Annotated in this window: 17 protein-coding genes; 4 read left to right on the forward strand and 13 right to left on the reverse strand. The window is 64.8% G+C overall.

Annotated elements, in window-relative coordinates; all coding sequences use genetic code 11:
* Positions 1 to 95 precede the first annotated feature (95 nt).
* The 3 genes from AC07UC_RS30270 to AC07UC_RS30280 are packed head-to-tail and all read left to right on the forward strand — an operon-like array spanning position 96 to position 2757.
* Positions 96 to 1298 carry an acyl-CoA dehydrogenase family protein gene (locus AC07UC_RS30270; RefSeq protein ID WP_494908411.1) on the forward strand — a complete coding sequence of 401 codons (1203 nt, stop codon included), beginning with the start codon at positions 96 to 98 and terminating at the stop codon, positions 1296 to 1298.
* Positions 1295 to 1753: a MaoC family dehydratase gene (locus AC07UC_RS30275; RefSeq protein ID WP_494908412.1), complete on the forward strand. Its 459-nt coding sequence runs from the start codon at positions 1295 to 1297 to the stop codon at positions 1751 to 1753. The genes AC07UC_RS30270 and AC07UC_RS30275 overlap by 4 nt, the downstream gene beginning before the upstream one ends.
* Complete coding sequence (locus AC07UC_RS30280) at positions 1750 to 2757, forward strand: DUF7064 domain-containing protein (RefSeq protein WP_210243868.1); 1008 nt, start codon at positions 1750 to 1752, stop codon at positions 2755 to 2757. The genes AC07UC_RS30275 and AC07UC_RS30280 overlap by 4 nt, the downstream gene beginning before the upstream one ends.
* A 168-nt stretch (positions 2758 to 2925) precedes the next feature.
* Here AC07UC_RS30280 and AC07UC_RS30285 read toward each other — a convergent pair whose 3' ends face one another.
* From AC07UC_RS30285 to AC07UC_RS30335, 11 genes are all read right to left on the reverse strand, one after another.
* Complete coding sequence (locus AC07UC_RS30285; protein WP_181180069.1) at positions 2926 to 3636, reverse strand: TetR/AcrR family transcriptional regulator; 711 nt, start codon at positions 3634 to 3636, stop codon at positions 2926 to 2928.
* Positions 3636 to 4469, reverse strand: a complete 834-nt coding sequence (locus AC07UC_RS30290) for an enoyl-CoA hydratase/isomerase family protein (protein WP_202323769.1) — start codon at positions 4467 to 4469, stop codon at positions 3636 to 3638. The genes AC07UC_RS30285 and AC07UC_RS30290 overlap by 1 nt, the downstream gene beginning before the upstream one ends.
* A 106-nt stretch (positions 4470 to 4575) precedes the next feature.
* Positions 4576 to 6099, reverse strand: coding sequence for a sugar ABC transporter ATP-binding protein (locus AC07UC_RS30295; protein WP_494908413.1), 1524 nt, complete (start codon positions 6097 to 6099; stop codon positions 4576 to 4578).
* Positions 6096 to 7025, reverse strand: a complete 930-nt coding sequence (locus tag AC07UC_RS30300) for an ABC transporter permease (RefSeq protein WP_181180067.1) — start codon at positions 7023 to 7025, stop codon at positions 6096 to 6098. The genes AC07UC_RS30295 and AC07UC_RS30300 overlap by 4 nt, the downstream gene beginning before the upstream one ends.
* A gap of 130 nt (positions 7026 to 7155) precedes the next feature.
* Complete coding sequence (locus AC07UC_RS30305) at positions 7156 to 8232, reverse strand: sugar ABC transporter substrate-binding protein (protein ID WP_494908414.1); 1077 nt, start codon at positions 8230 to 8232, stop codon at positions 7156 to 7158.
* A 72-nt stretch (positions 8233 to 8304) separates the two neighbouring features.
* Complete coding sequence (locus AC07UC_RS30310; RefSeq protein WP_494908415.1) at positions 8305 to 8649, reverse strand: AtuA-related protein; 345 nt, start codon at positions 8647 to 8649, stop codon at positions 8305 to 8307.
* 1 nt (position 8650) lies between these two features.
* Positions 8651 to 9997, reverse strand: a complete 1347-nt coding sequence (locus tag AC07UC_RS30315; protein ID WP_140775017.1) for an acyclic terpene utilization AtuA family protein — start codon at positions 9995 to 9997, stop codon at positions 8651 to 8653.
* Positions 9984 to 10817: an SDR family NAD(P)-dependent oxidoreductase gene (locus tag AC07UC_RS30320; protein WP_140775016.1), complete on the reverse strand. Its 834-nt coding sequence runs from the start codon at positions 10815 to 10817 to the stop codon at positions 9984 to 9986. Before AC07UC_RS30320 ends, AC07UC_RS30315 begins: the two co-directional genes overlap by 14 nt.
* A 37-nt stretch (positions 10818 to 10854) precedes the next feature.
* On the reverse strand, positions 10855 to 12366 hold the full coding sequence (locus tag AC07UC_RS30325) for an aldehyde dehydrogenase family protein (RefSeq protein ID WP_494908416.1): 1512 nt from the start codon (positions 12364 to 12366) through the stop codon (positions 10855 to 10857).
* Positions 12363 to 14687 carry a hydantoinase B/oxoprolinase family protein gene (locus AC07UC_RS30330; protein WP_494908417.1) on the reverse strand — a complete coding sequence of 775 codons (2325 nt, stop codon included), beginning with the start codon at positions 14685 to 14687 and terminating at the stop codon, positions 12363 to 12365. Before AC07UC_RS30330 ends, AC07UC_RS30325 begins: the two co-directional genes overlap by 4 nt.
* On the reverse strand, positions 14684 to 16876 hold the full coding sequence (locus AC07UC_RS30335) for a hydantoinase/oxoprolinase family protein (RefSeq protein ID WP_494908418.1): 2193 nt from the start codon (positions 16874 to 16876) through the stop codon (positions 14684 to 14686). The genes AC07UC_RS30330 and AC07UC_RS30335 overlap by 4 nt, the downstream gene beginning before the upstream one ends.
* 366 nt (positions 16877 to 17242) lie before the next feature.
* On the opposite strand from AC07UC_RS30335, the gene AC07UC_RS30340 reads away from it, so the two are divergent.
* Positions 17243 to 17971: a GntR family transcriptional regulator gene (locus AC07UC_RS30340; protein WP_140775013.1), complete on the forward strand. Its 729-nt coding sequence runs from the start codon at positions 17243 to 17245 to the stop codon at positions 17969 to 17971.
* Between the two features lie 153 nt (positions 17972 to 18124).
* Here the strand turns inward: AC07UC_RS30340 and AC07UC_RS30345 are convergent, their stop codons facing one another.
* Positions 18125 to 19009 carry an SMP-30/gluconolactonase/LRE family protein gene (locus tag AC07UC_RS30345; protein ID WP_181180066.1) on the reverse strand — a complete coding sequence of 295 codons (885 nt, stop codon included), beginning with the start codon at positions 19007 to 19009 and terminating at the stop codon, positions 18125 to 18127.
* Positions 19010 to 19189: 180 nt separating this feature from the next.
* Positions 19190 to 20491 carry an MmgE/PrpD family protein gene (locus AC07UC_RS30350; RefSeq protein WP_494908419.1) on the reverse strand — a complete coding sequence of 434 codons (1302 nt, stop codon included), beginning with the start codon at positions 20489 to 20491 and terminating at the stop codon, positions 19190 to 19192.

The raw sequence follows: 20491 nt of genomic DNA on the forward strand, positions 1-20491 counted from the left end.
GCGCGGTGGCCCGAGAGGATGTCGCGCATCAGAACAAGAACCTGAGGCGAAGCCGGCGCGACGGCACCGGTCCTCTTCGACGGAGTCAGCCGTTCATGTTTGCAGAGCTCTCGGCGCATGCCGCCGCCATTCGAGACCGTCTCGTCGATTTCATGAACGAGCACGTCTATCCGAACGAGCGTGAATTGCTGGCGCCGCCGCCGGAAGACGAGCGGTGGGCGCCGCGACCGCTCGCCATGGCCCTCATGGCCAAGGCCAGGGAGGCCGGGCTGTGGAACCTCTTCTACAACCACGGGCCCGAGGGCACCGGCCTATCCAACTTCGAATACGCGCAGCTCTGCGAGATCTTCGGCCGATCCCTCGCCGCGCCGGAACTGTTCAACTGCAATGCGCCCGATGTCGGCAACATGGAGCTTCTCGCCGCCTATGGCTCGCAGGAGCAGAAGGATCAATGGCTACGTCCGTTGCTCGCCGGCGACATCCGGTCCTGCTTCGCGATGACCGAGCCCGCGGTAGCGTCCTCCGACGCGACCAACATCGAAACGCGTATCGAGAGCTACGGCAACGACTATGTGATCAACGGACGCAAATGGTGGGTGACCGGCGCGCCGTCGCAACGCTGCAAGGTCGCGATCGTCATGGGCAAGAGCGACCCTTCCGCGCCCAAGCACAAGCAGCAGTCGATGATCCTCGTGCCGATGGACACGCCCGGCCTGACGGTGGTGCGGCCGCTCACGGTCTATGGCTATGAGCATGCCCCGCTGGGTCACGCCGAGGTCGATTTCAAGGACGTGCGGGTCCCGGCGCGAAACATGCTCCTCGGCGAGGGGCGAGGCTTCGAGATCGCACAGGGTCGGCTGGGTCCGGGCCGGATCCATCATTGCATGCGTTTCGTGGGACTGGCGGAGCGAGCGGTGGAGAGCATGTGCAGGCGGGCCCGAAGCCGGTCCGCTTTCGGTTCGACGCTTGCCGAGATGGGCGGCGTGCGCCAAGCGATCGGCCAGTCCCGCTGCGAGGTGGAACAGGCACGGCTGGTCACGCTCAAGGCCGCATGGATGATGGACAAGCTGGGTAACAAGGCCGCCCGCAACGACATAGCGGTGGCGAAGATCGTCGTGCCGAGCCTGGCCGGCGCCGTCATCGACCGCGCCATCCAACTCCATGGCGGCGCGGGCCTGTCGCACGACTTCTTCCTCGCCGAGGCCTTTGCCGAAACGCGCTTCCTGCGCATCGGCGACGGACCGGACGAGGTGCATCGCGAAGCGCTGGCGCGCGTGGAACTGGAGCGACAGAAATGAACATTGCAGGAGCTCCCCTGGTTCAAGGACTCACCGCCGAATCGGCGGGGCGCACGATCGGCGAAGGCGACGTGAATCTGTTTGCCGGACTCGTTGGCGATTTCACGCCCATCCACGTCGACGAGACGGCGGCGGCCAGGTCGCCGCACGGCACGCGCATCGCTCACGGACCCCATTCGATGGCGACGGCGATCGGCATGGCCACTCATACCGGCCTGTTCGGTGAACGCGTCATAGGCCTGGTCAACCTGAATTGGGACTTCTTCGGCGCGGTGAGGCTGGGCGACACCATTCGCTCGAGGGTGACCGTGGAGGCATTGCGTCCGACATCGAAACCCGGTCGCGACCTCGCCACCTACGCGTTCGAGGTGCTCAACCAGAACGACGAGATCATACAGCGCGGCCACCTCAAGGTGATCGTCCGCGCCGACAAAGATGAGGAGACCCAGCCGTGAAAGACGGCCAATTCGTCATGCTGCCGCGGCACGAACTGCCGCATGAGCCGGACGGCTCGCGGAACTTCAACGAAAGCGTCTATACCAACGCCTTCGACACCGCCTCGCCGGTCGGAGGGTGGATGCGCCTCGGCAATCGCGTGAACGAAGGATATGCCGAGCTTTCGGTGTGCCTGTACCTTCCGGATGGCCGCATCGCATGCCAGTTCGCCCGGCCGCAGATCACCAGCAATGACCGCTTCGACGCCGGTGGCCTGTCCTACGAGGTGATCGAGCCGCTGAAGAGCGTTTCCATGACTTATTCGGGCGACCTCATCATCGTCGAGGACCCGGAGGCCCTCCGCGATCCGGCAAGCCTGTTCCAGGGCGGCCAGAGGCTACCTGGACGCGCGCATTGGGTTCATGAAGCCGAATCCCCTGTTCACGGCGGCGAGCCCGCCGACGACAGCGTCCAGACGATGTACGGACGCGATTTCTCCTTGGGCCATTTCAACCAGCACGGCCGCGCCAGGGGAGAGATCCGCGTCGGCGATCAATCCTGGACGATCGACGGTCGCGGATGGCGCGATCATTCCTGGGGTCCGCGCTACTGGCAGGCGATCTACTTCTATCGCCTGTTCATCGCCAATTTCCCCAATGGCGACGGTTTCATGCTGCTGAAGATCACCGATCGCGCCGGCCGGGTGCGACGCGAGGGCGTCCTGCTCGTGGACGGGCGCTACGAGCCCGTGCTCGATCTCGACGTCTCCACCGAATGGACCGGGGATCGCGATCCCGCCTTTGTTCGCCTGGGCGTGCTCACCGCCAACCGCAAGGCCCGGATCGACGCCGAAATCCTGCAACTGGCGCCGTTGCGGAACCGGCGCCGGGCCGGCGATGAAATCCTTCTCTCGCGGATCGCCGAAGGCTTCACCCGGTTCCACTGGAACGGCCAGCAGGGACGCGGCATGACTGAGTACATAGAGCGGCTGGAAGACGGCAATCTTGCCGGGTTCCCGCTCTAGAGCGTTTCACGGAATCGCAGAACCGCTCTAACTATTTGTTTTTACGCAATTCCGGACGGAAAACCGTTACACACTTTTCCTGGAATTGCTCTAGACCAGGACAGGCTCTGAAAGCAGCGAAAATCTCCCGGTCACGGCAGTGGCCGGGAGGCATCGCACCCGTGGGTTTCAGGGATTCTTGCCGCCCGCCAGACTTTCCAGGCGCGCCACCGCCTTCTCGATCCGTTCGGCCACATCGGCGCGACCGGACGCAGGGTCCGGCCCCAGCTTGCGCAGGCCGCTGAGGATCAGTTCGACAATCGCGTCGGCGGTCGCGTCGGGGTCGAACTCGCCTTCGCCGCGCAGATACGACCATGTTCGGTGCTCCACGCAGCCGTAGATCATGTCCCTGACGAGCGCCAACGAAACATCGTCGCGCAGTTCGCCGGCATCGACCCCCTCGCGCACGATATCCAGCGTACGACGCGTGTAGCGGCGGTTCAGTTCGTGGACGGCGGTGTGGCTGTAGTCCTTGCCGGTGCGCAGGAACTGGAACATCAGGTTACACAGCGCCGGTTCGTCGTGGATCGTCTTCAGGTGGCGCCAGATCATGTAGCGCAGACGGTTTCGAGTGCCCGTAATGCCCGCCAGACGCTGGTCGTAGTCGGCCAGCATGCTTTCGTACCAATCCTCGATGACCTTCACCAGAAGATCGCGCTTGTTCTCGAAGTATCGGTAGATGCTGCCTTCCACGACATTGGCGCGCTCGGCTATGTCGGACAACGGCGCGTCCTCATAGCCCTTCTCGCGAAAGACCGACCGTGCGGCAGCCATGATGTCGGAGACGCGGCGCTCCTTCGAAAGCCGGAAAACCTGTCGGCGTGCGGTGCCGTTCGTCATCAGTCCCCTGCTCGGAAGCTCGGATTCCTTTTTTCCGTGAAGGCGGCCATCCCCTCCCACCATTCGGTGCCGGCGGCGGCGGACGCGACGGCGTCGAGCGCGATCTGGTCCGCTTCCTGCCCTCCCACGGTCTCGCATCGGTACAGGGCGCGCTTCGTCTCGGCAATCGAAATCGGGCTGCAGACCAGGAAGCGCCTGGCAAAGGCCTCGGTCGCCGAGGCCAGTTGATCGGCGGGGTGGAGCGATGTCGCCAGCCCGGCCGCAAGCGCCTCCTTTGCGCTGAGTTGATCGCCGAGCAAGGCGATTTCGAGGGCTTTCGCGCGACCGACCACACGGGCCAGCAACTGCACTCCTCCCGCAGCGGCGAGCGCGCCGATCCTGGTCTCGGTCAGTCCCATTCGTGTGTGGTCGGCCATCAGCCGGAAATCGCAGGACAGAGCCAGTTCGCAGCCGCCCCCAAGCGCGAAGCCGTTGATCGAGGCGATGGTGACGCAGGACGCGTCGCGAACCTTGCTGAATACGTTCAGGATGGCGACCACATAGTCGTCGCGTATGGCGCGCGCGTTGCGATAGAGCGGCGATTGCGGATCGGTGAAATAGGTGATCTGCGCGCCGCCGCAGAAGGTGCGGCCCGATCCGGTGAGGATGAGGACGCGTGCCTTCCGCGCGCTGACTTCGTGCAGGAGTCGGCCCACCGTGTCGAGGAAGTCGAATGTCACGGTGTTGTGGCTGTCGCCGCGCGTGAAGGTTATGCGCGCAATGCCCTCGTCGATCCATTCCAGAACAGCGGGAGCTTCCTGCGCGTTCCGCTCGTCCAACCTCGACCCTGTCACCCTTAACCTCCGGCTCTGCCCTGCCTGGAGCATGATGCCGAAAGGTGTGAAGCGGCTTTCGACGACATCATGCTCTATCTCTTTGATCTGGAGACGGCTTCCGACTCTAGGCGTTTAGCACGGCTCCTGCCGTCGTGACTGCCCGTACGAGCGCCTCCGAGGTGATTTTCCCGCCGCTCAATTCCGTCGAGACCTGGCCCCGGCTAAGCACGAGGACACGATCGGCAAGGCCGACCAGTTCTTCCGGTTCGCTAACCGCCACCACCACCGAGCGCCCCTCGCCGGAAATCCGGGCAAGCAGGTCGTGGATTTCCTGCCTTGCCTTCACATCGACGCCGACAGTCGGGTCGTCCAGGATCAGGACGCGGGCGTCGGCCAGCATGCAGCGCGAGAGCAATATCTTCTGCCTGTTGCCGCCGGAGAGGGCGCGCAAAGGCTCCTCGATTCTGCGCTCGAGGCCCAGTTCCGAGACGACGGGCCGCACGAAACGGCTTTCCATCGCGGCATTGAGCACCCCGAGACGGCCGACCCGTGGAATGCTGGAGGCCATCAGGTTCGCGCGGATGGTAAGATCCAGCATGCCGGCCCGGGCCCTCTCGACGGGCAGGTACGAGATCCCGCAAGCCAGCGCATCCGCGGGATCGGCGAAGGCCACTTCGCGTTCGTCGACAAGGATCGAGCCACGCACGGGCCGCTCCGCGCCACCGAGTATCTCCATCAGTTCGTTGATGCCCGACCCCGGCAAGCCGCACAGGCCCAATATCTCGCCGCGACCGAGGCTGAGGCTGACACCGCGCAGGCGTTTGCCGACGATATCGCGGACCGCCAGCAATGCGGGAGAGGCGTCGTAACGGCCGCGCGCGCGCTCCGGCGCACTGCCCGTCTCGCCCTCGGCCATGATCGCGGATACCAGCTCATGCTGGTTGCAACGATCCCCGATAAGCCTGTCGACGGTGCGGCCGTCGCGCATGACGGTCACCTCGTCGCAGAGCCGCTCGATCTCGCCGAAACGATGCGAGATATAGACGACGGCAACCCCTGCTTCCCGGAGTGTTTCCACCACGCCCAGGAAGACTTCGGCCTCTGTCGCGTTGAGCGCGGCAGTGGGCTCGTCGAGAATGACGGTGTGGGCTCCCGCGTGCAACGCGCGGGCAAGCATGACCACGCGCTGCGAGGCCGGTCCGAGCTCTCCCGCCGGCGTCGCCGAGGGAATGTCGACATTCATGCGCCGCAGCACCGCTTCGGCGGCGCGCACAGAGTGGCGCGGGCTGAGCATACCCCACAGCGAAGGCTCGCGGCCGAGCGTGATGTTCTCGGCCACCGACAGCTCCGGGACGATGGTGAGCTCCTGCGGCATCACGACGACGCCGGCAGCCAGGGCGTCAGGCACCCCCTGGAAGTGGACAGCATCGCCCCGTACCCGGATTTCTCCGGCGTCCCGTCTGACTTGTCCCGACGCGATCTTGACCAACGTCGACTTGCCGGCGCCGTTCGGCCCTACAATACCGTGGATTGTGCCGGCTTCCACGCGCAGGCAGCCGTCCCGCAGGGCCGGCGCGCCGCCATAGGCTTTCTGGATGCCCTGCATCTCGAGGGCGATTGCAGGGGCGATGGAGGGTTGGCCCGTCATCTCGTTCGCGCCGCCCTGGCGACCAGCACGGCTGACACAAGGACCGCGCCCTGGACGAAATTGTCGACCCATGAAGGGACCTGCAGCATGATCAGTCCGGTGGACAGCGTGCCCATGAAGAGCACGCCGAAATAGGTATAGGCAGGGTAGAAGCGGTTCGCGCCCGCGGCGCTCCAACCGAGGAAACAGGCCGCGAAGGCCGGCAGCAGCAATCCGACCCCGCTGTTGGGATAATAGGAACCCGCCTGCGATGTCAGCAGGATGCCCGCGAACGCCGCGGTCAGACCCATCACCACGAATGTCAGCCAGCGCACGCGCTTGGTGCGGATGCCGGCGATCCTGGCGGCCTCGTCGCTGCCGCCGATGGCATAGATGCGGCGGCCGAACACGGTAAAGGATGAGATCAGGCTGAGCGCGATCACCACGAGGATCGAGATGATAACGATCAGTGGCAAGCCGGCGAAGCTGGTCTCGGTCAAGGCGACGTATCCCGGCGGAATACCGTCATAAACGGTGTTGTCGTTCATGACAGCGCGTTCGAGCCCAAGCGCCATCGAGCCCACGGCCAGGGTGGCGATGAGCGCCGGCACCTTGCCGTGGGCGACGATCATGCCGCTGATGGCGCCGGCCGCAAGTCCCGCTATCAGGGCAAGCAGGATGGCGATCGGAACCGGCAGTCCGAGCATATACATGGAATAGACGGCAATGGCGCCCGCGAGGCCGGCGACATTGCCGAAGGACAGGTCGAATTCACCGATCGCCAGCACCAGCGTAAGGGCCGAGGCCACCACGCCGAGGACGGCCGCGTCGACCAGGATCGCCCGCAGCGTATCGATCTGCAGGAACGTTCCGGGCCGAAGCACCGAGAATATGACGAGCATGATCACGAACACCGCGAACACGCCGTATCTGAGGAGAAACTGCATCGTGCGCTCCGCGCCTTTCCGGACCTCCGCCCCGCCTGCGCCCGCCACGGGCGCAGGCGACTTCGCGACCTGCTGCATCGACATTCTTCAAACCCTGGTCGTATGTTGTTCGGACTGGATGCTGGCGGGATCAGTTCCCGCCATACTCCTTCGTCCACTTCTCCTTGTACTGGTCGATGTACTTCTTCACCGGATACGGGGTGAGGAAGTCCTCGCCAGCCGGCGGCAGGTTCTCGAGGGTGAATATCTCGACAGGAACCTCCAGGCGCTGGGCGGCGGACGAATCGAACGGCTTGTTCGCCTTGAAGTGACCCAGCAGCTGGTCGACCGCCAGCAGACCAACCTGCTCCACCGGACCGTCGGCAACCGCCTTGAGGGGCGAGCCTTCGGTCTTCATGTAGGGCACGTTCACGGCGTCGGCGAAGAACGAATAGACCGACACCTTGTCGGCCCGGCCGGCGCTCTTGATCGTGTTGCCGGCGGGCGCGGCGAAGAAGTCGTACACCGCCAGGATAGCCTTCAGGTCCGGATTGGCCGTCAGATAGGTCGATACGATCTTGCGCGAGTTGCCGACGATGTCGGTCAGATTGACCGATTGGTCGCCCACGATCACCGCCTTGGCTCCCGCCATGCCTTCCTTGACCGCGTTGGTGCGGATCTTGCCGGCTAGGATGACGGTGTCGCCGAGGATACCGACCTGGGCGTTGTCGCCGATCTGCTTGCCGACATACTCGCCCAGCGCATGGCCGACGGCGGCGTCGTCGAGCGGGAACGAAGCGTCCCACGCCTTCTCGTCGGTCATCGGGCAGCCTGCCTGGACAGCCGGGATGCCCTTGCTCTTGGCGAGTTTCAACGCCGGGCGCATCGGCGCCGAGTCGGCGCAGGAGACGACAAGCGCGTCGATGCCCTGGTTGATCAGGTTGATCGCTTCCGTGTTGGCCTTGGTCGGATCGCCTTGGGCGTCCTGGAAAATCACCTTCCAGCCGAGAGCGTCGGTGCCGGCGGTGAAGTAGCTGTAGAAGCGGCGCTGCATGGCACCGGAGGCAATCAGGTCGACATAGCCGATCGTCTTCTTGTCGACCGGAAACGAGACCGTCTTTTCTTGCGCGCTGGCGCTGCTCAGTGCCGCCGTGCCGAGTGTAAGGCCGGCGGCAATCGCGGCGACTGTCTTGCGCAATCGCAACCCGCGCTTCGTTGGAAATGTCATTATCTATCCTCCCTTTGGACTACCCTCTGCGCGGCGGCGCCCGCGCACCCAGGCTCGTGAATACGAGCCCGGCTACGCCGTTGGAGCTGATACCTCAGCCTCCAAGATCAGCGACTGGAATGACTTGCCGTGTCCATCGACACGCAGGGACATGGAGACGCCGCCGGCGAGCGCGCCCTTCATGACGAAATTGAGCGCGCGCGTTCCCGGCAGCTCGTAGCGAGTGATCTCGCCGCTGACCAAGCCGGCGTAAAGCCGGCGCACGACATCGATGGTCACCTGTTCCCTGATCAGTTCCCAGTGTTTCTTGTCATAGGGGATTACGGACACGTTGATCGTGTCGCCCTTGTCACCGGATCGGGAAAAGGCGATCTCGCGCAAGGGAATGAAACCGCTGCTGGACTTCGACGATCCCATGTCAGGTCTCCATGTAAGAGATGGACGGGGTGACGACGCCGGCGTCGATGTAGATCGGGAACACGCCCAGCGCCGGTTCGACGCGCCTGACGACGCCGCCGCCGCCGGCGGGCCCTTCCAGGTAGAGCCGCTCGACTTCGAGCGAGAGACGCTCGGCCGCCTTGCGCGTGCGGCAGCGCGCCGCGACGCGCATGCGCACCTCGACGGGATCCTGGTTGCGGCGGTCGCGGAAGGTATCGCCGACAAGCGTATTGAAGCCGTGCAGATCCTGTCGCGATTCCAGAATGTCTCCGCCCATCGCCGCCAGCTTGTGGGCGATGATCTTCTGCGCCAGTTGGGCGCGCGACAGGCAGCCCGCGGCCGCGTAGGAGATCTCGGCGACGACCTTCCACCCCATGTCGATGCCGACGAGCACCTTCAGCTTGTCCGGGCGCGCGCTCCCCCTGGCGCCACGAACCAGGACCCGGTGCGGCGCCACGGTCTCGGCCGTGACCTGCGTGAAGTCCGCGACGATATCGGGATTGGTGTAGGCGGCCGGGTCATGGACTTCGTAGGACACCTGGGCCGCGATGATCCGGTCGTCCACCAGGCCGCCGGTGCCATCGAGCTTGGTGATGATGGCGTGTCCGTCGCTAACTTCCGCGAGCGGGAACGGCAGGTTCTCGATACCGTCCACCTCGCGATAGGGCGGGTCGGCGAAGAAGCCGCCGGTAATGTGCGTGCTGCATTCCAGGAGGTGACCTACGAGTGTCGCATGGGCGACGCGGTCCCAGTCGTCGAGCGACCAACCCATCTCGTGGCAGATCGGTCCAACATAGAGCGACGGGTCGCTGAGGCGGCCGCCCACGCACCACTGCGCCCCCTGCCCGAGCGCCTCGACGATCTCGCGCGCGCCGAGATAGGCGTTGGCCGAGATCACCCGCTCGCCGAGATCGCCTATGCGCTTGTCGAGTTCCTCGATGAACGGGTTGATCTCGCGGACCTGCTTCAGCACGTCGTCGCCGACGATCGCGGCGACCTTGACGCCGCGATGACCCGCGTTGCGGAAGCGATCCACGATCACCTCGGCCGCGGCCTCGACATTGGCCGCGCCGAAGCTGCCGACGACCTTCAGGCCATTGGCGACATATGGCGCAAGACCGTCAAGCGTGTCCTCCAGCCGCGTGTCGTAACCATGCCGCGGGTTTTCCTGCCGCCGCAGTTGCGCCATGGCCAGGGTGCGCTCCGCAAGCGCGTCGAATGCGAGATAGTCGACCCTCCCGCTGGCGGCGAGATCGAGCGCGGGCTCCAGGCGGTCCATCGCAAAGCCGGAACCACAGCCGACGCGGACGGTCTTAGCGTGCGACATAGCCACCATCCACGGGTATGGCCGTTCCGGTCACGTAGCGCGAGGCCTCGCTGGCGAGGAACAGGGCGATCCCCGCCACCTCCTCCGGCACGCCGGTCCGGCCCAGCGGGACGAGTTGCTTGAAACGGTCCACGCCCCCGGCGACGTCGGCTCGCGTCGCGGCCTTGGGATCGGCAACATCCGCCGTGGCCCGGAAGAAATCGATCAGCATCGGGGTTTCCATCGTACCGGGGCATATGGCATTCGCCCTGATGCCTTCCGGGCCGAGAGCCGCGGCCACCGCCTTGGTGAAACCGACGATGGCGTGTTTCACGGCCGAGTAGAGCGGGCTGTTCGGCGAGGCCACCAGGCCGGCTATCGATGCCGTGTAGATCAGCGATCCGGCCTTGGACTTGCGCACAAGCGGAAGCGCCTTGGACGTCAGCAGGATTGGCACGCGCAAGTTCAGGTTAGTGCCCGCGAGCCAGTCGTCATTGGTCAGCGCCAAGCCAGGAGCGCACGCACGGCCGGCATGGTTGAACAGCACGTCGATGCGGCCCTGCTCGCGCTCGATACGGGCAAGCACCGCATCGATCGCGGCGTCGTCGCTTGCATCGATCGCCACGGCATGGATTCGACCCTGGGCGGAGGACACCTCCCCGGCAACCGCCTCCACGGCTTTGCCGTTGAGGTCAAGGCCGTAGACAGTGGCGCCGGCCTCGGCAAAGGCCCTGGCGCAGGCGCGCCCCATGCCGGAGCCCGCGCCGGTGATCACGGCCACGCGATCCCGCAGGCTGAATGCCGAGGGCAGCGACAGCCCTTCTCCCTGGTGTACCGTCATTCCCAACTCCTGTTATGGCCGGCAGCCGTCTGTCGTCTCACTTGGTGCCGAATGGCTTGGTTGGCTCGCCGTCGAGCGGCCACTGGATGTGCTTGGTTTCGAGATATTCGAGGAAGCCGTCCTCGCCGCCTTCGCGACCGAGCCCGCTGAAACCGTAGCCGCCCCAGGGAACATCGGGCCGCATGCCGCCGCCGCCATTGATGGTGACGGTGCCCGACCTTATGCGCCGGGCGACGTCGATCGCCTCGGAGGTCCTGCCCCAGATGTTGGCGTTGAGGCCGAACGAACTGGTGTTGGCGATGCGGATGGCCTCCTCGACGTCGTCGAAAGGCATGACCACGCCGACCGGGCCGAACAGCTCCGTCTGGGCGATGTCGCTGTCGTTGGTGACGCCGCCGATCACCATCGGATCGACGAAGTATCCTTGCTGACGATCCTTCGGATTGCCGGCCTCGATGCGGCCACCGCCCGCCAGGGCACGATCGACATGTCCCTGCACGAAGTCGCGCTGTTCGGCGCGAATGAGCGGGCCGAGATCGGTCTTTTCGTCACGCGGGTCACCGACGACCAGCTTTCCGAGAGCATCGCGGGAGCGCTCGACATATTCGTCATAGGCCTGGCGCGCGACCAGAGTTCGCGTCGTGCAACCGCATCCCTGACCGCTGTTCAGGCAGAAGCGCAGCAGGGATGGCGGCACCGCCACGCTGAGATCCGCGCCGGGCAAGATGATGTTGGGCGACTTGCCGCCAAGCTCCAGCGTCACGCGCTTCAGGGTGCTGGACGCCTGCCGCATGACCTGGGCGCCGACCTTGTGGGAGCCGGTGAAGCTGACCACGTCGACATCCGGGCTCTCACTCAGCCGGCGGCCGACATCCACGCCACCGACGACGAGATTGACCGTTCCCTTCGGCAGATCCGCTTCGGCGAGAAGTTCCATGAAGGCGATGGTCGAGAGCGGCGCGCGCGGCGACGGCATCACCACGATCGTACAGCCCGCGGCGAGTGCCGGACCGAGCTTGCGCCCGAGCAGGAGCAGCGGGTTGTTGTAGGCTGTGATGGCGGCGACCACGCCGGCGGGTTCCCGCACCAGCATGCTGGCCGACAGAATCGGCTGCTTGTGCAGGTTCAGGAGTTCCTCGAAGCCGCCACGCGGTCCCTCGGCGGCCTTGTCCGCGAACCAGCGCAGCACATCGATCGCGAACTGGATCTGCAGGCCGTGCGTGATGCGGATCGGTGTGCCGACCTCATCGACTATCAGCTCCGCGAGCTGCTGGCGCCGCGCCTCGAACAGGTCGACCAGATGGTGCATGCGCCGACTCCGCTCGCGCGGAGCCATGCGGGACCAATGGCCCTCGAAGAACGACCTGCGGGCGGCGGCGGTAGCCCGGTCAGCCTGCTCGACGGACGCTCCCGTCAACCGATGCAGGACAGTCTCGTTCGCGGGATTGACGACGACGATTTCCTCGCCCTCGCCTGTTTCCCAGACGCCGTCGATGAGGCATCCCGGCGACGACGGCAGCGTCGCGCCCTTCCCAACCATGACGTTCATGACCGCGCGCCCTCGCGAGTGACCGTGATGTCGTTGAAAGGCTCGTCGGCCGGGCGGCAGATGACGCCGTCGAGAGCCGAACCACAGGACGGGCAGAGGAAGCGACGGAACACGAGCGCATCGGTTACCTGCGTCGACGGATCGCCGAAATAGGGCGAGATCGAAGGCAGCGGCATGTCGAGCTCGGCGCAGCCGGCGCGATAGCCGGTTTCGCCGGTGCCGAGGCCGGTACCGCAATGGCTGCAGGTGAGGACGAGACCTTCCGCATTTTCGCAGACATTGACGGTGGCGAGCACCTTGCCGATCACCTTGCCGGATGCCCGGGACAAGCCCGGACGGTGCGGCTTTCCGGCCTGCGACAGCCTCTGCTCATAAGCCTTCTTGCGGGCCTGGGCGGTGGCGTCGGCGTCGACGGAGCCGTCGTCCTTCAACACCACCCCGTAGATGCGCAAGGCGTCACCTTCGAGAAGGCGGCCGGAGGAACCATCGCCGGCGACGAGCTGTGGGTCGCGGAGCAGGGGATCGCCGTAACCTGCGCCCGGTTGCGCCCAGCTCTCGAACACATCGCCCTCGGCGAGCCGGTTGTCGAACTTCTTGGTCGGCGGCGGCGCAAGGTCCGGCACCAGTTGCTCGAGTTCCTCCGGGCCGCCCGGCAACGTACCGCCGGCCAGCAGGGCCGGCACGCCGGTTCCCGTCGCATGGCGCATCAGCCCGGCCGTCGCCGGAAAGCCGCCTACCAGGCCAAGTCCCTGCGTGACCGTCTGGAACAGGCCGCCCGAGGAGATGAAGGCGTGGTCGGTCCGGTGACCGGTGAAGCCCGATACGAAGGAGCAGCCGCCGCGGAACTGGCCATGACCGCCCGAGGCCGGCATTTCCTTGCGATAGAGATACAGGAACGGAATCTCGCGTTCGTAGCCCTCGCAACTGCCCACCGGGTTCATCATCGACAGGATGCCGCCACCATGATCGATACCGTCCCGGAACGTGAAGGCCCCGATCGCGCCGACGACCGAGTCGAAGGGGAAATTGGCATAGGGGGTGCCGTTCTCGTCGCGTCCGAACACCTGGTTCACGACCAGCGTGTGCAGGCAGGACGCGGCGAACACATGCGCGCCGAGTTCAGGATCCGCCGAGAGCATCTTGGCGGCGAGATAGTGCGCCTGGGCGCCCGCCGTGCACATGCCGATCGACGTGCTGACCGCCGCCGGATGGCGCGCGGAGGTTATCCGGTCGCCGCCCTCCACGAGGAAATCGATCTGCCGCAGGACGCCGGCTCCGCAAAGGAACTGGTCATAGGCAAGAAGCGGGATGAACACATTGGCGATGACCGCCCGCAGGACGCCGCGGGTGATATTGAAGGAACCGACGCTTCGATCCGTGCCTTCATTTGTGACACGCAGCCTGTCGCCGCGCTTCTCGAAAGTCAGGCCGAGCTTGTAGAGGTTCTTGTCGCCCGGGCTCGACCCGGCGACATAACGAAGGTCCCGCCACGTCGCATCCGGCAGTTTTTCGAGCCTGCGGCCCACTGTTCGGGCGGCGTTGTCGATGACGCCCCGCATGGCGCCCTTGACGACGGCGGCGCCGTAGCGCTCGATCATTTCCTCCAGGCGCCGCTTGGCGAACTGGACACCGGCCAGTTGCGCCTTGGTCTCCAACGTCATCAGGTCGGGCAGGCGCGAGCGCCGGACCCACATGTCCAGCACGTCCTCGCGCAGCTCGCCGCGATCGACGATCTTGATCGGCGGCATGAATGTTGCTTCGCTATAGACGTCCTGGGCCTGCTGGACGAAGCCGCCCGGCTCCACGCCGCCCAGCTCGCGCTGGTGCACGACATTGTAGACCCACGCGAACAGCTTGCCGTCCACGAAGACCGGGGCGAACACCGCCGTATCCATCTGGTGGTTGGTGCCGACCCAGGGATCGTTCTGCATGAAGACGTCGCCCGGATTGATGCCGGAGCCGCCGGAGCGATGCTCCAGCGTCCATTTCACGCACAGATCGGCGCAGCCCGCGAAGAAAAGGTTGCCGGGCCCGAACACGACGCCCTCACCCTCCTCCGTCTGGATAGAGGTGTTGAAGTCGAAGCCGTAGACGACCACCAGCGATCCCGACGCGCGCCGCAGCGCCTCCTGGTGGTCCCAGTTCAGGTTCCAGAACTTCGAGCGCAGCACTTCGTAGGTGACAGGATCGAGGTTCTTCTCGTAATCGCGATGGAAAGCCACGCTCGGATCGACGATGAGCTTTTCACCGGGCATGTAGCCGTCGAGCAGGCTGGCTGCCCGGCGCCGGGCTTCACTGGGATGGGTTACGGCGATATTCATGACGCCACCTTCTGCTTGGCAGCCCGCACACTTCCGATGGCCATGGCGGACAGGTCGATGACGACATTGCCTATCGGGTCGATTTTCGCGGTCTGGTTGGGACGAACGACAACTGTCGTATGCCGATATTCGATAACAGCCGGACCTTCGATCCGATGACCGGAGTGGACAGAGCCGCCGGCGTAGATCGGCGTTTCCACGGCCTTGCCGTATTCCTGCCAGTAGACCTGCCTGCTGGTCCGCCTCGCGAGCGGCTTGTCGGTCGCCGCCTCGCGCGGCACCTGCGGCCGGTCCCAGGCGACGGAAGCGCGCACGCGCACTTCGGTCAGCGCGTAGCCCGCTTCGGCATAACGCGACCCTTTCCCGTAACGCTGTTCGTAGGCGGCATCGAAGTTGGCGATCAGCTTGGCCGCGCCGGCTTCGTCGAGATGCCCGTCGGGGACAGGGGTCTCGACCTCAAACACCTGCAAAGCATATTTGAGGTTCGCCGTGCGCTCGATCTTGACGTCCTGCGGACGGGCACCCATCGCCACGCAATCCTGGATTGCCGCCTGCTGTAGTTCGGCGAAGGTCTGGTTCAGCGTGTCGATGGCCGTCTGGTCGAACGGGGTGCGCAGGTGCCGGCTGGCCTCGCGCGTCCTCACGATGTCGGCCGTGCCTATGCCGAAGCTCGAGAACACCGAGGCCAGGTTGCCCATCGGCACGACGACCGTCTGCACGCCGAGATCGCGCGCGTAAAGGGTCGCGTGGGCGCCGGCGTGACCGCCATAGGCCCAGAGCTGGAAGTCGCGGGGATCATGGCCGCGCTGCAGCGTCACTCGCCGCACAAGGTCTTCCATTTTGCTGTCGACGATCTCGACGATGCCTGCCGCGCATTGCTCGACCGTCATGCCGAGCCGTTGCGCCAGTTCGCCGACGGCGGCCCGCGCGGCCTTGCCGTCGATCTTCAGGTCGCCGCCCAGACTGCCTTCGGGGTCGATGATGCCGAGAACGACGTCGGCATCCGTCACGGTGGCCTCGCGACCGCCGCGACCGTAGCAGGCCGGTCCCGGGACGGCGCCCGCGGAATGCGGCCCCACCCTGAGCGTGTTCGATTCCTTGTCGATCCAGGCGATGCTGCCGCCGCCGGCGCCGACCGACTCGACGTCGACCTTGCGCAGATGGAAGGCATGCTGCTCGACGCTCGCGACATCGGCAACACTCGGGCGGCCATTGTAGATGACGCTTACGTCGAGCGTGGTGCCGCCCATGTCTGTCGCGATCACGTTCGGCATGCCTCCATAGAGGCCGACATTGGCGCTGGCGACGACGCCGCCCACCGGACCCGACTGCAACGTGATGATGGGATGGCGACGAGCGAAGTCGGCCGTGACCAGACCGCCGTCGGAATGGGCGAACAGCACATCGCCGCCAAAACCGTGCGCAGCCGCGCCGTCCACGATCGCCCCGATATAGTCGTGCATCAACGGGCCGACATAGGCATTGAGAACGGTCGTCACCGTGCGCTCGTACTCGCCGAGACGCGGATCGGTCGCGTGAGCCAGCGATATGAAAGTATCCCCGGCCTCTTCGCGGATGATCTCGGCCGTGCGCAACTCATGCTCCGGCCGCAGGAAGCCCCAGAGATAGGAAACGGCAAAGGCCTCGACACCGCCGGCGAGGAGCCGGCCCACGCCACGGCGCACCTCGTCCTCGTTGAGCGGGACGACGATGCGCCCCTTCGAATCCAACCGCTCTGTAACCTCGACAATGTGCTCGCGCTCGACGAACTGGCGCGGCCGCTTGGAGCGCGTGTAGTCGAGGACTTCCTCGATGGAGACGCCGGTTATTCGGCCCGAATTGTCCATGATCCGGATTGCGTCGCCGTGGCCCTTGGTTGCCAGCAGGCCAACCTTCGCGCCGGTCCGCGTCACGATCGCGTTGATGCCCACCGTGGTGCCGTGGGAGAGACGCTCCGAGCGCCTGTAGAGCTCGTCGACGCCGATGCCGATCTGAGCCGCGGCGTCGGCGATGGAGCCGAAGAACCCTTCGGAAAGCGCGTGGCGCGTCGTCGGCACTTTGCCGACATAGATGGCCCCACCGCGCGACACGACCGTGCAATCGGTGAATGTCCCCCCGATATCGACCCCTATGCCGTATCGCTCACCTGCGCGCGCGGCGGCATTGCTGGCACCCGGTTCTCCTCCCAAGGCGCACCTCCCTCACTATTTGGCCTCAAAATCGCTAACTGAGTTGGACTTATCAATGCGATCGGCTGAAAATGTACACGATTGACCTCTTCGCGCAACCCATAATCACCAGACTGTCATCGGTAATCGCGAATTTCGCCCGAAATTGTGTACCATCAAAACAGATGGATAAGCGTAAAAACTGATAAATGAATTACGCTCACTAGAAGTTTGTGTACATCACCATGCAGGCTGGCACGAAGTGTTCCATATTTTTCAATATGTTAGAGGTATCCATCATTTCGCGCAACTCGGGATTGTGTACGATCCTGCGCTGGTGTAGGACTGATAATGACGCCGGGCACATCGAGAGAATAGCGTTCGCACATGTCGACAACCGCCGAACTGCAGGATTCCCGGGCGATCGAGGACGATCGCTCTTTTGAAGCCGAAAACTCGCTCCTGCGCGCCAGCACGCAACCCCTTTATGAGGGCCTTCGCACGGAGATCCTCAGAGGACGTCTCCTGCCTGGCTCGCATCTGGTGGAGTCGCAGATCGCACAGACCTACGGGGTGAGCCGGACGCCCGTAAGAGCAGCCCTCGCGCGGCTGGAAGGCGACGGTCTCGTGGAGATCATCCCGAATCGTGGAGCATTCGTCAGCCGGCTCACCGACACCGACTTCGAGGAGATCTACGGGCTTCGCGTGCGGCTGGAGCCTTACGCGGCGCGTCTCGCCGCGGGCAAGATCGAAATGCCGGAACTGAACCATCTGGAGGAGCTGACCACCGCCATGACGCAGTTGCTCGATGCCGGGACGGATGGCTGGATCGAGCGGTGCACCGACCTCAATGCCGAATTCCATACCGCGATCCTGCGAGCCTCCAATTCGCCAAGGCTCGTATCGATCGTGACGGCGCTGACGGAACTGCCGATGGTCAGGCGTGCCATCAGCCTCTATCCGCGCGACGTCTTGCGGCGCAGTTTCGAACAGCACAGCCAGATATTGCAGGCCTTGAGGCAGGGCGACGGCGAATGGGCCGAAGCCTTGATGTCTGCCCACATACTGGGAGCGCGCCAAGCGCTTCGCCTGCAGAACGATGCGGCCTCCCTTTAGGGCGGGCCGCAACAGGCCGGCGGAAATCCGCGAGTGTTTCGCGGCAAGGCTCCCTAAGCCTGGAGGTAAGCCCGGTCGGACTGAAGCAGCCATCGGGTTCGATCTTTCACCGACAGGCGACGCCGGCTCGGCGGAAACGCCGTGCGCGGGTGATCAGAACGTCCAGTTCCAGTGGACGGGACGCACGCCGGGAACCGGTGAGCGGAAGGTCGGGAAACAGTTCATCTTGAGCGTGCCTAGATAGGCGGTTCGCATATCCTCCCCGCCAAAGGCGATGCTCGCGATGTGGTTGAGCGTCTTGCCCGCGTCGGCATAGAGGATTTCGGCGGTCAGCCCCTCCTTCTTGAAGCTCTGCTCGGCCATGGCCACGTAGGCCGGGTCGGCGTCTTCGAACATCAGGCGCGGCCTGCCGTCGGGCTCGAAACGATAGATGCGGTTGGAGACCACACTGGTCAGCCAATAGCCACCCATGGCATCGAAAGTACCTCCATCCGGATAATCTCCGATGCCGAGCTCAGCAAAGGTTTCCCGTGCCCCGAGGGAACCATCCGCGGCGACAGGAAGGCGAGAAATCCGCCTGGCAAAGGTCTCGTTGACATAGAGATAGGCGCCGTCGTTCGACAGCCGGCACTCGTTGGTATAGCCGAAACCCTCGGCAACGATCCTGGCGGTCTTGCCGTCCCACAGCACGATGTAGCCATCCGCGATATCGTGACGATAGGCTTTGGCGCGCGGCACCTGGCAGGTGCTGACGGAAATCCAGAGCCGGCCTTCCTTATCCGCGAGCACGAAATTCACCGGGTAGAGATGCCGTCCCTCGACTTCCATTAGAAAGGGCCGGCAATCCCCGCTGCGGTCGACCTGCCAAACCCCGCCTTCCAGGCCGCTGTTTGCGATCATCAGCCGGCCATCCGGCATCAACGCGATGCCGTTTGGCGTGAACTGCTGGGAAGTTACGCCATCCTGGCGGCCATAGAGCTTTCGGCTGCCATCCGCGGCAATGTGAAGAACGCCTATCGGGTCGTGCGATACGAACATGCCCGCCGAAGCAGTGCACAGAATGCACTCCGGCCGGCTCAAGCCGTTGGAAACGAAACTAAGTTCACTCGGGTCTATCTTGTCCATACTGCCCCCAATTGGCGCGCAATGATTCCGGCGGCGGCGGCGTTGAGCCGCTTCCACCCTCGACATTCCTGGTTATCGCGATCCGCTTTCCTGTCAGGCGTTCCCCGCGAATTGCTTCGCCATCGACCTGAACCGTGCGGCAAGATCCTTCTCGTGCGGGGCGCCCATCGCAATGCAATCCGAAAGCTTGGCCTCGAGCGCCGCGTCGGTGATCGGCGCGGCGGGTGACCCAGGATAGGCCTCGATCGAGATGCGCGCGGCAACCGAACCTCCCCTGACGAGGCTGACGGTGACGCTGCCGCGATCGATGCCCACGCCGGCTTCTCCCGTGGTACTTGTCTCCCGCAGGACAACGCGCCTTGCGATGCCGGCAAATTCAGGGCTTGCGACGCTTTCGGGAACGAATGCCGACAGGCCCAGCCGTCCAGTCGAGAGCGCGTGCGCCACTGTATATTTGCCGGAGAATTTGGCTTCGGATCCGCTTGCCGGAATGTCGACCGTGAGCGCCTTGAGGCAGCCCGGCGGAACCTCGACCTCAACCCCGGTATCCTGATCGGCGAGCAGGTCGGACGCTCCCGCTTCGTGAAGACGGATGGCGGCGGCTACCGGCCGATGGGCCATATAGCAGCAGGCGAACAGCTTTCGCGACAGGCCGGCGACCGCCGCCTCAATGTCCAATTCGAGCCGGGTATCCGGCGGTCCCTCGAAGACGGCCAGGAAGCCGTTATTGCCGGTGAAGACATCGCCGGGCCCTTCCAGGCCCGACCTCGCCAGGTGCGCGGCGCGGATGCCCGCTTGCGCGGCAAGACCCGCTTGCAGCGGCTTGATCATGGTGCCGAAATTGCGCTGCAGCCCTCCCGACTGGGCCGCGGCGACGGCGAGGCTGGAGCGGAAGGCGCGCTCGTCCAGGTCCAGCAGGTGCGCGATGGCCGCTCCCGCGGCCACGGCGCCGATGGTGGATGTGGCGTGCCAGCCTTTTTCGTAATGGGCGAAGCCCATGGCATTGCCAAGGCCCACGTTGACGGCAAGGCCGACCGCAAACGCTCCAGCCTTCCTGCCACCGGTGCCGGGAACCAGCCGTGCGACGGCTTCTATGGCAGGTACAAGAACGGCGCTTGGATGCGTGACGCTGGTCATATGGACGTCGTCGTAATCCAGCGCATGGGCAGCTGTGCCCCAGGTCAGCGCCGTCGTCTCCGCATCGGACGGACTGACCGCCTCCCAGGGTGCGCGAACATGTGGGTAGGTCTGGCGCAAAGCCCTTGTGACCGGTTCATTCCACCCGGCACAAAGCACTGCCAGCGTGTCGATATAGGCGCGTTCGACTTCCCGTTTCGTGGCAGGCGACAAATCGCCAATGCCCTTCGAAAGCGCGAAAATCTGTCCCGCAGGCAT

The organism is Mesorhizobium sp. GW821-FHT04C10, assembly GCF_059420305.1.

What these genes read in the sequence shown, in the direction of transcription:
- AC07UC_RS30270 (WP_494908411.1), top strand. Translation starts at nt 96, where the DNA reads ATGTTTGCAGAGCTCTCGGCGCATGCCGCCGCCATTCGAGACCGTCTC.
- AC07UC_RS30275 (WP_494908412.1), top strand. Translation starts at nt 1,295, where the DNA reads ATGAACATTGCAGGAGCTCCCCTGGTTCAAGGACTCACCGCCGAATCG.
- AC07UC_RS30285 (WP_181180069.1), bottom strand. Translation starts at nt 3,636, where the DNA reads ATGACGAACGGCACCGCACGCCGACAGGTTTTCCGGCTTTCGAAGGAG.
- AC07UC_RS30295 (WP_494908413.1), bottom strand. Translation starts at nt 6,099, where the DNA reads ATGACGGGCCAACCCTCCATCGCCCCTGCAATCGCCCTCGAGATGCAG.
- AC07UC_RS30300 (WP_181180067.1), bottom strand. Translation starts at nt 7,025, where the DNA reads ATGCAGTTTCTCCTCAGATACGGCGTGTTCGCGGTGTTCGTGATCATG.
- AC07UC_RS30305 (WP_494908414.1), bottom strand. Translation starts at nt 8,232, where the DNA reads ATGACATTTCCAACGAAGCGCGGGTTGCGATTGCGCAAGACAGTCGCC.
- AC07UC_RS30310 (WP_494908415.1), bottom strand. Translation starts at nt 8,649, where the DNA reads ATGGGATCGTCGAAGTCCAGCAGCGGTTTCATTCCCTTGCGCGAGATC.
- AC07UC_RS30315 (WP_140775017.1), bottom strand. Translation starts at nt 9,997, where the DNA reads ATGTCGCACGCTAAGACCGTCCGCGTCGGCTGTGGTTCCGGCTTTGCG.
- AC07UC_RS30320 (WP_140775016.1), bottom strand. Translation starts at nt 10,817, where the DNA reads ATGACGGTACACCAGGGAGAAGGGCTGTCGCTGCCCTCGGCATTCAGC.
- AC07UC_RS30325 (WP_494908416.1), bottom strand. Translation starts at nt 12,366, where the DNA reads ATGAACGTCATGGTTGGGAAGGGCGCGACGCTGCCGTCGTCGCCGGGA.
- AC07UC_RS30330 (WP_494908417.1), bottom strand. Translation starts at nt 14,687, where the DNA reads ATGAATATCGCCGTAACCCATCCCAGTGAAGCCCGGCGCCGGGCAGCC.
- AC07UC_RS30340 (WP_140775013.1), top strand. Translation starts at nt 17,243, where the DNA reads ATGTCGACAACCGCCGAACTGCAGGATTCCCGGGCGATCGAGGACGAT.
- AC07UC_RS30345 (WP_181180066.1), bottom strand. Translation starts at nt 19,009, where the DNA reads ATGTTCGTATCGCACGACCCGATAGGCGTTCTTCACATTGCCGCGGAT.
- AC07UC_RS30350 (WP_494908419.1), bottom strand. Translation starts at nt 20,491, where the DNA reads ATGCCTGCGGGACAGATTTTCGCGCTTTCGAAGGGCATTGGCGATTTG.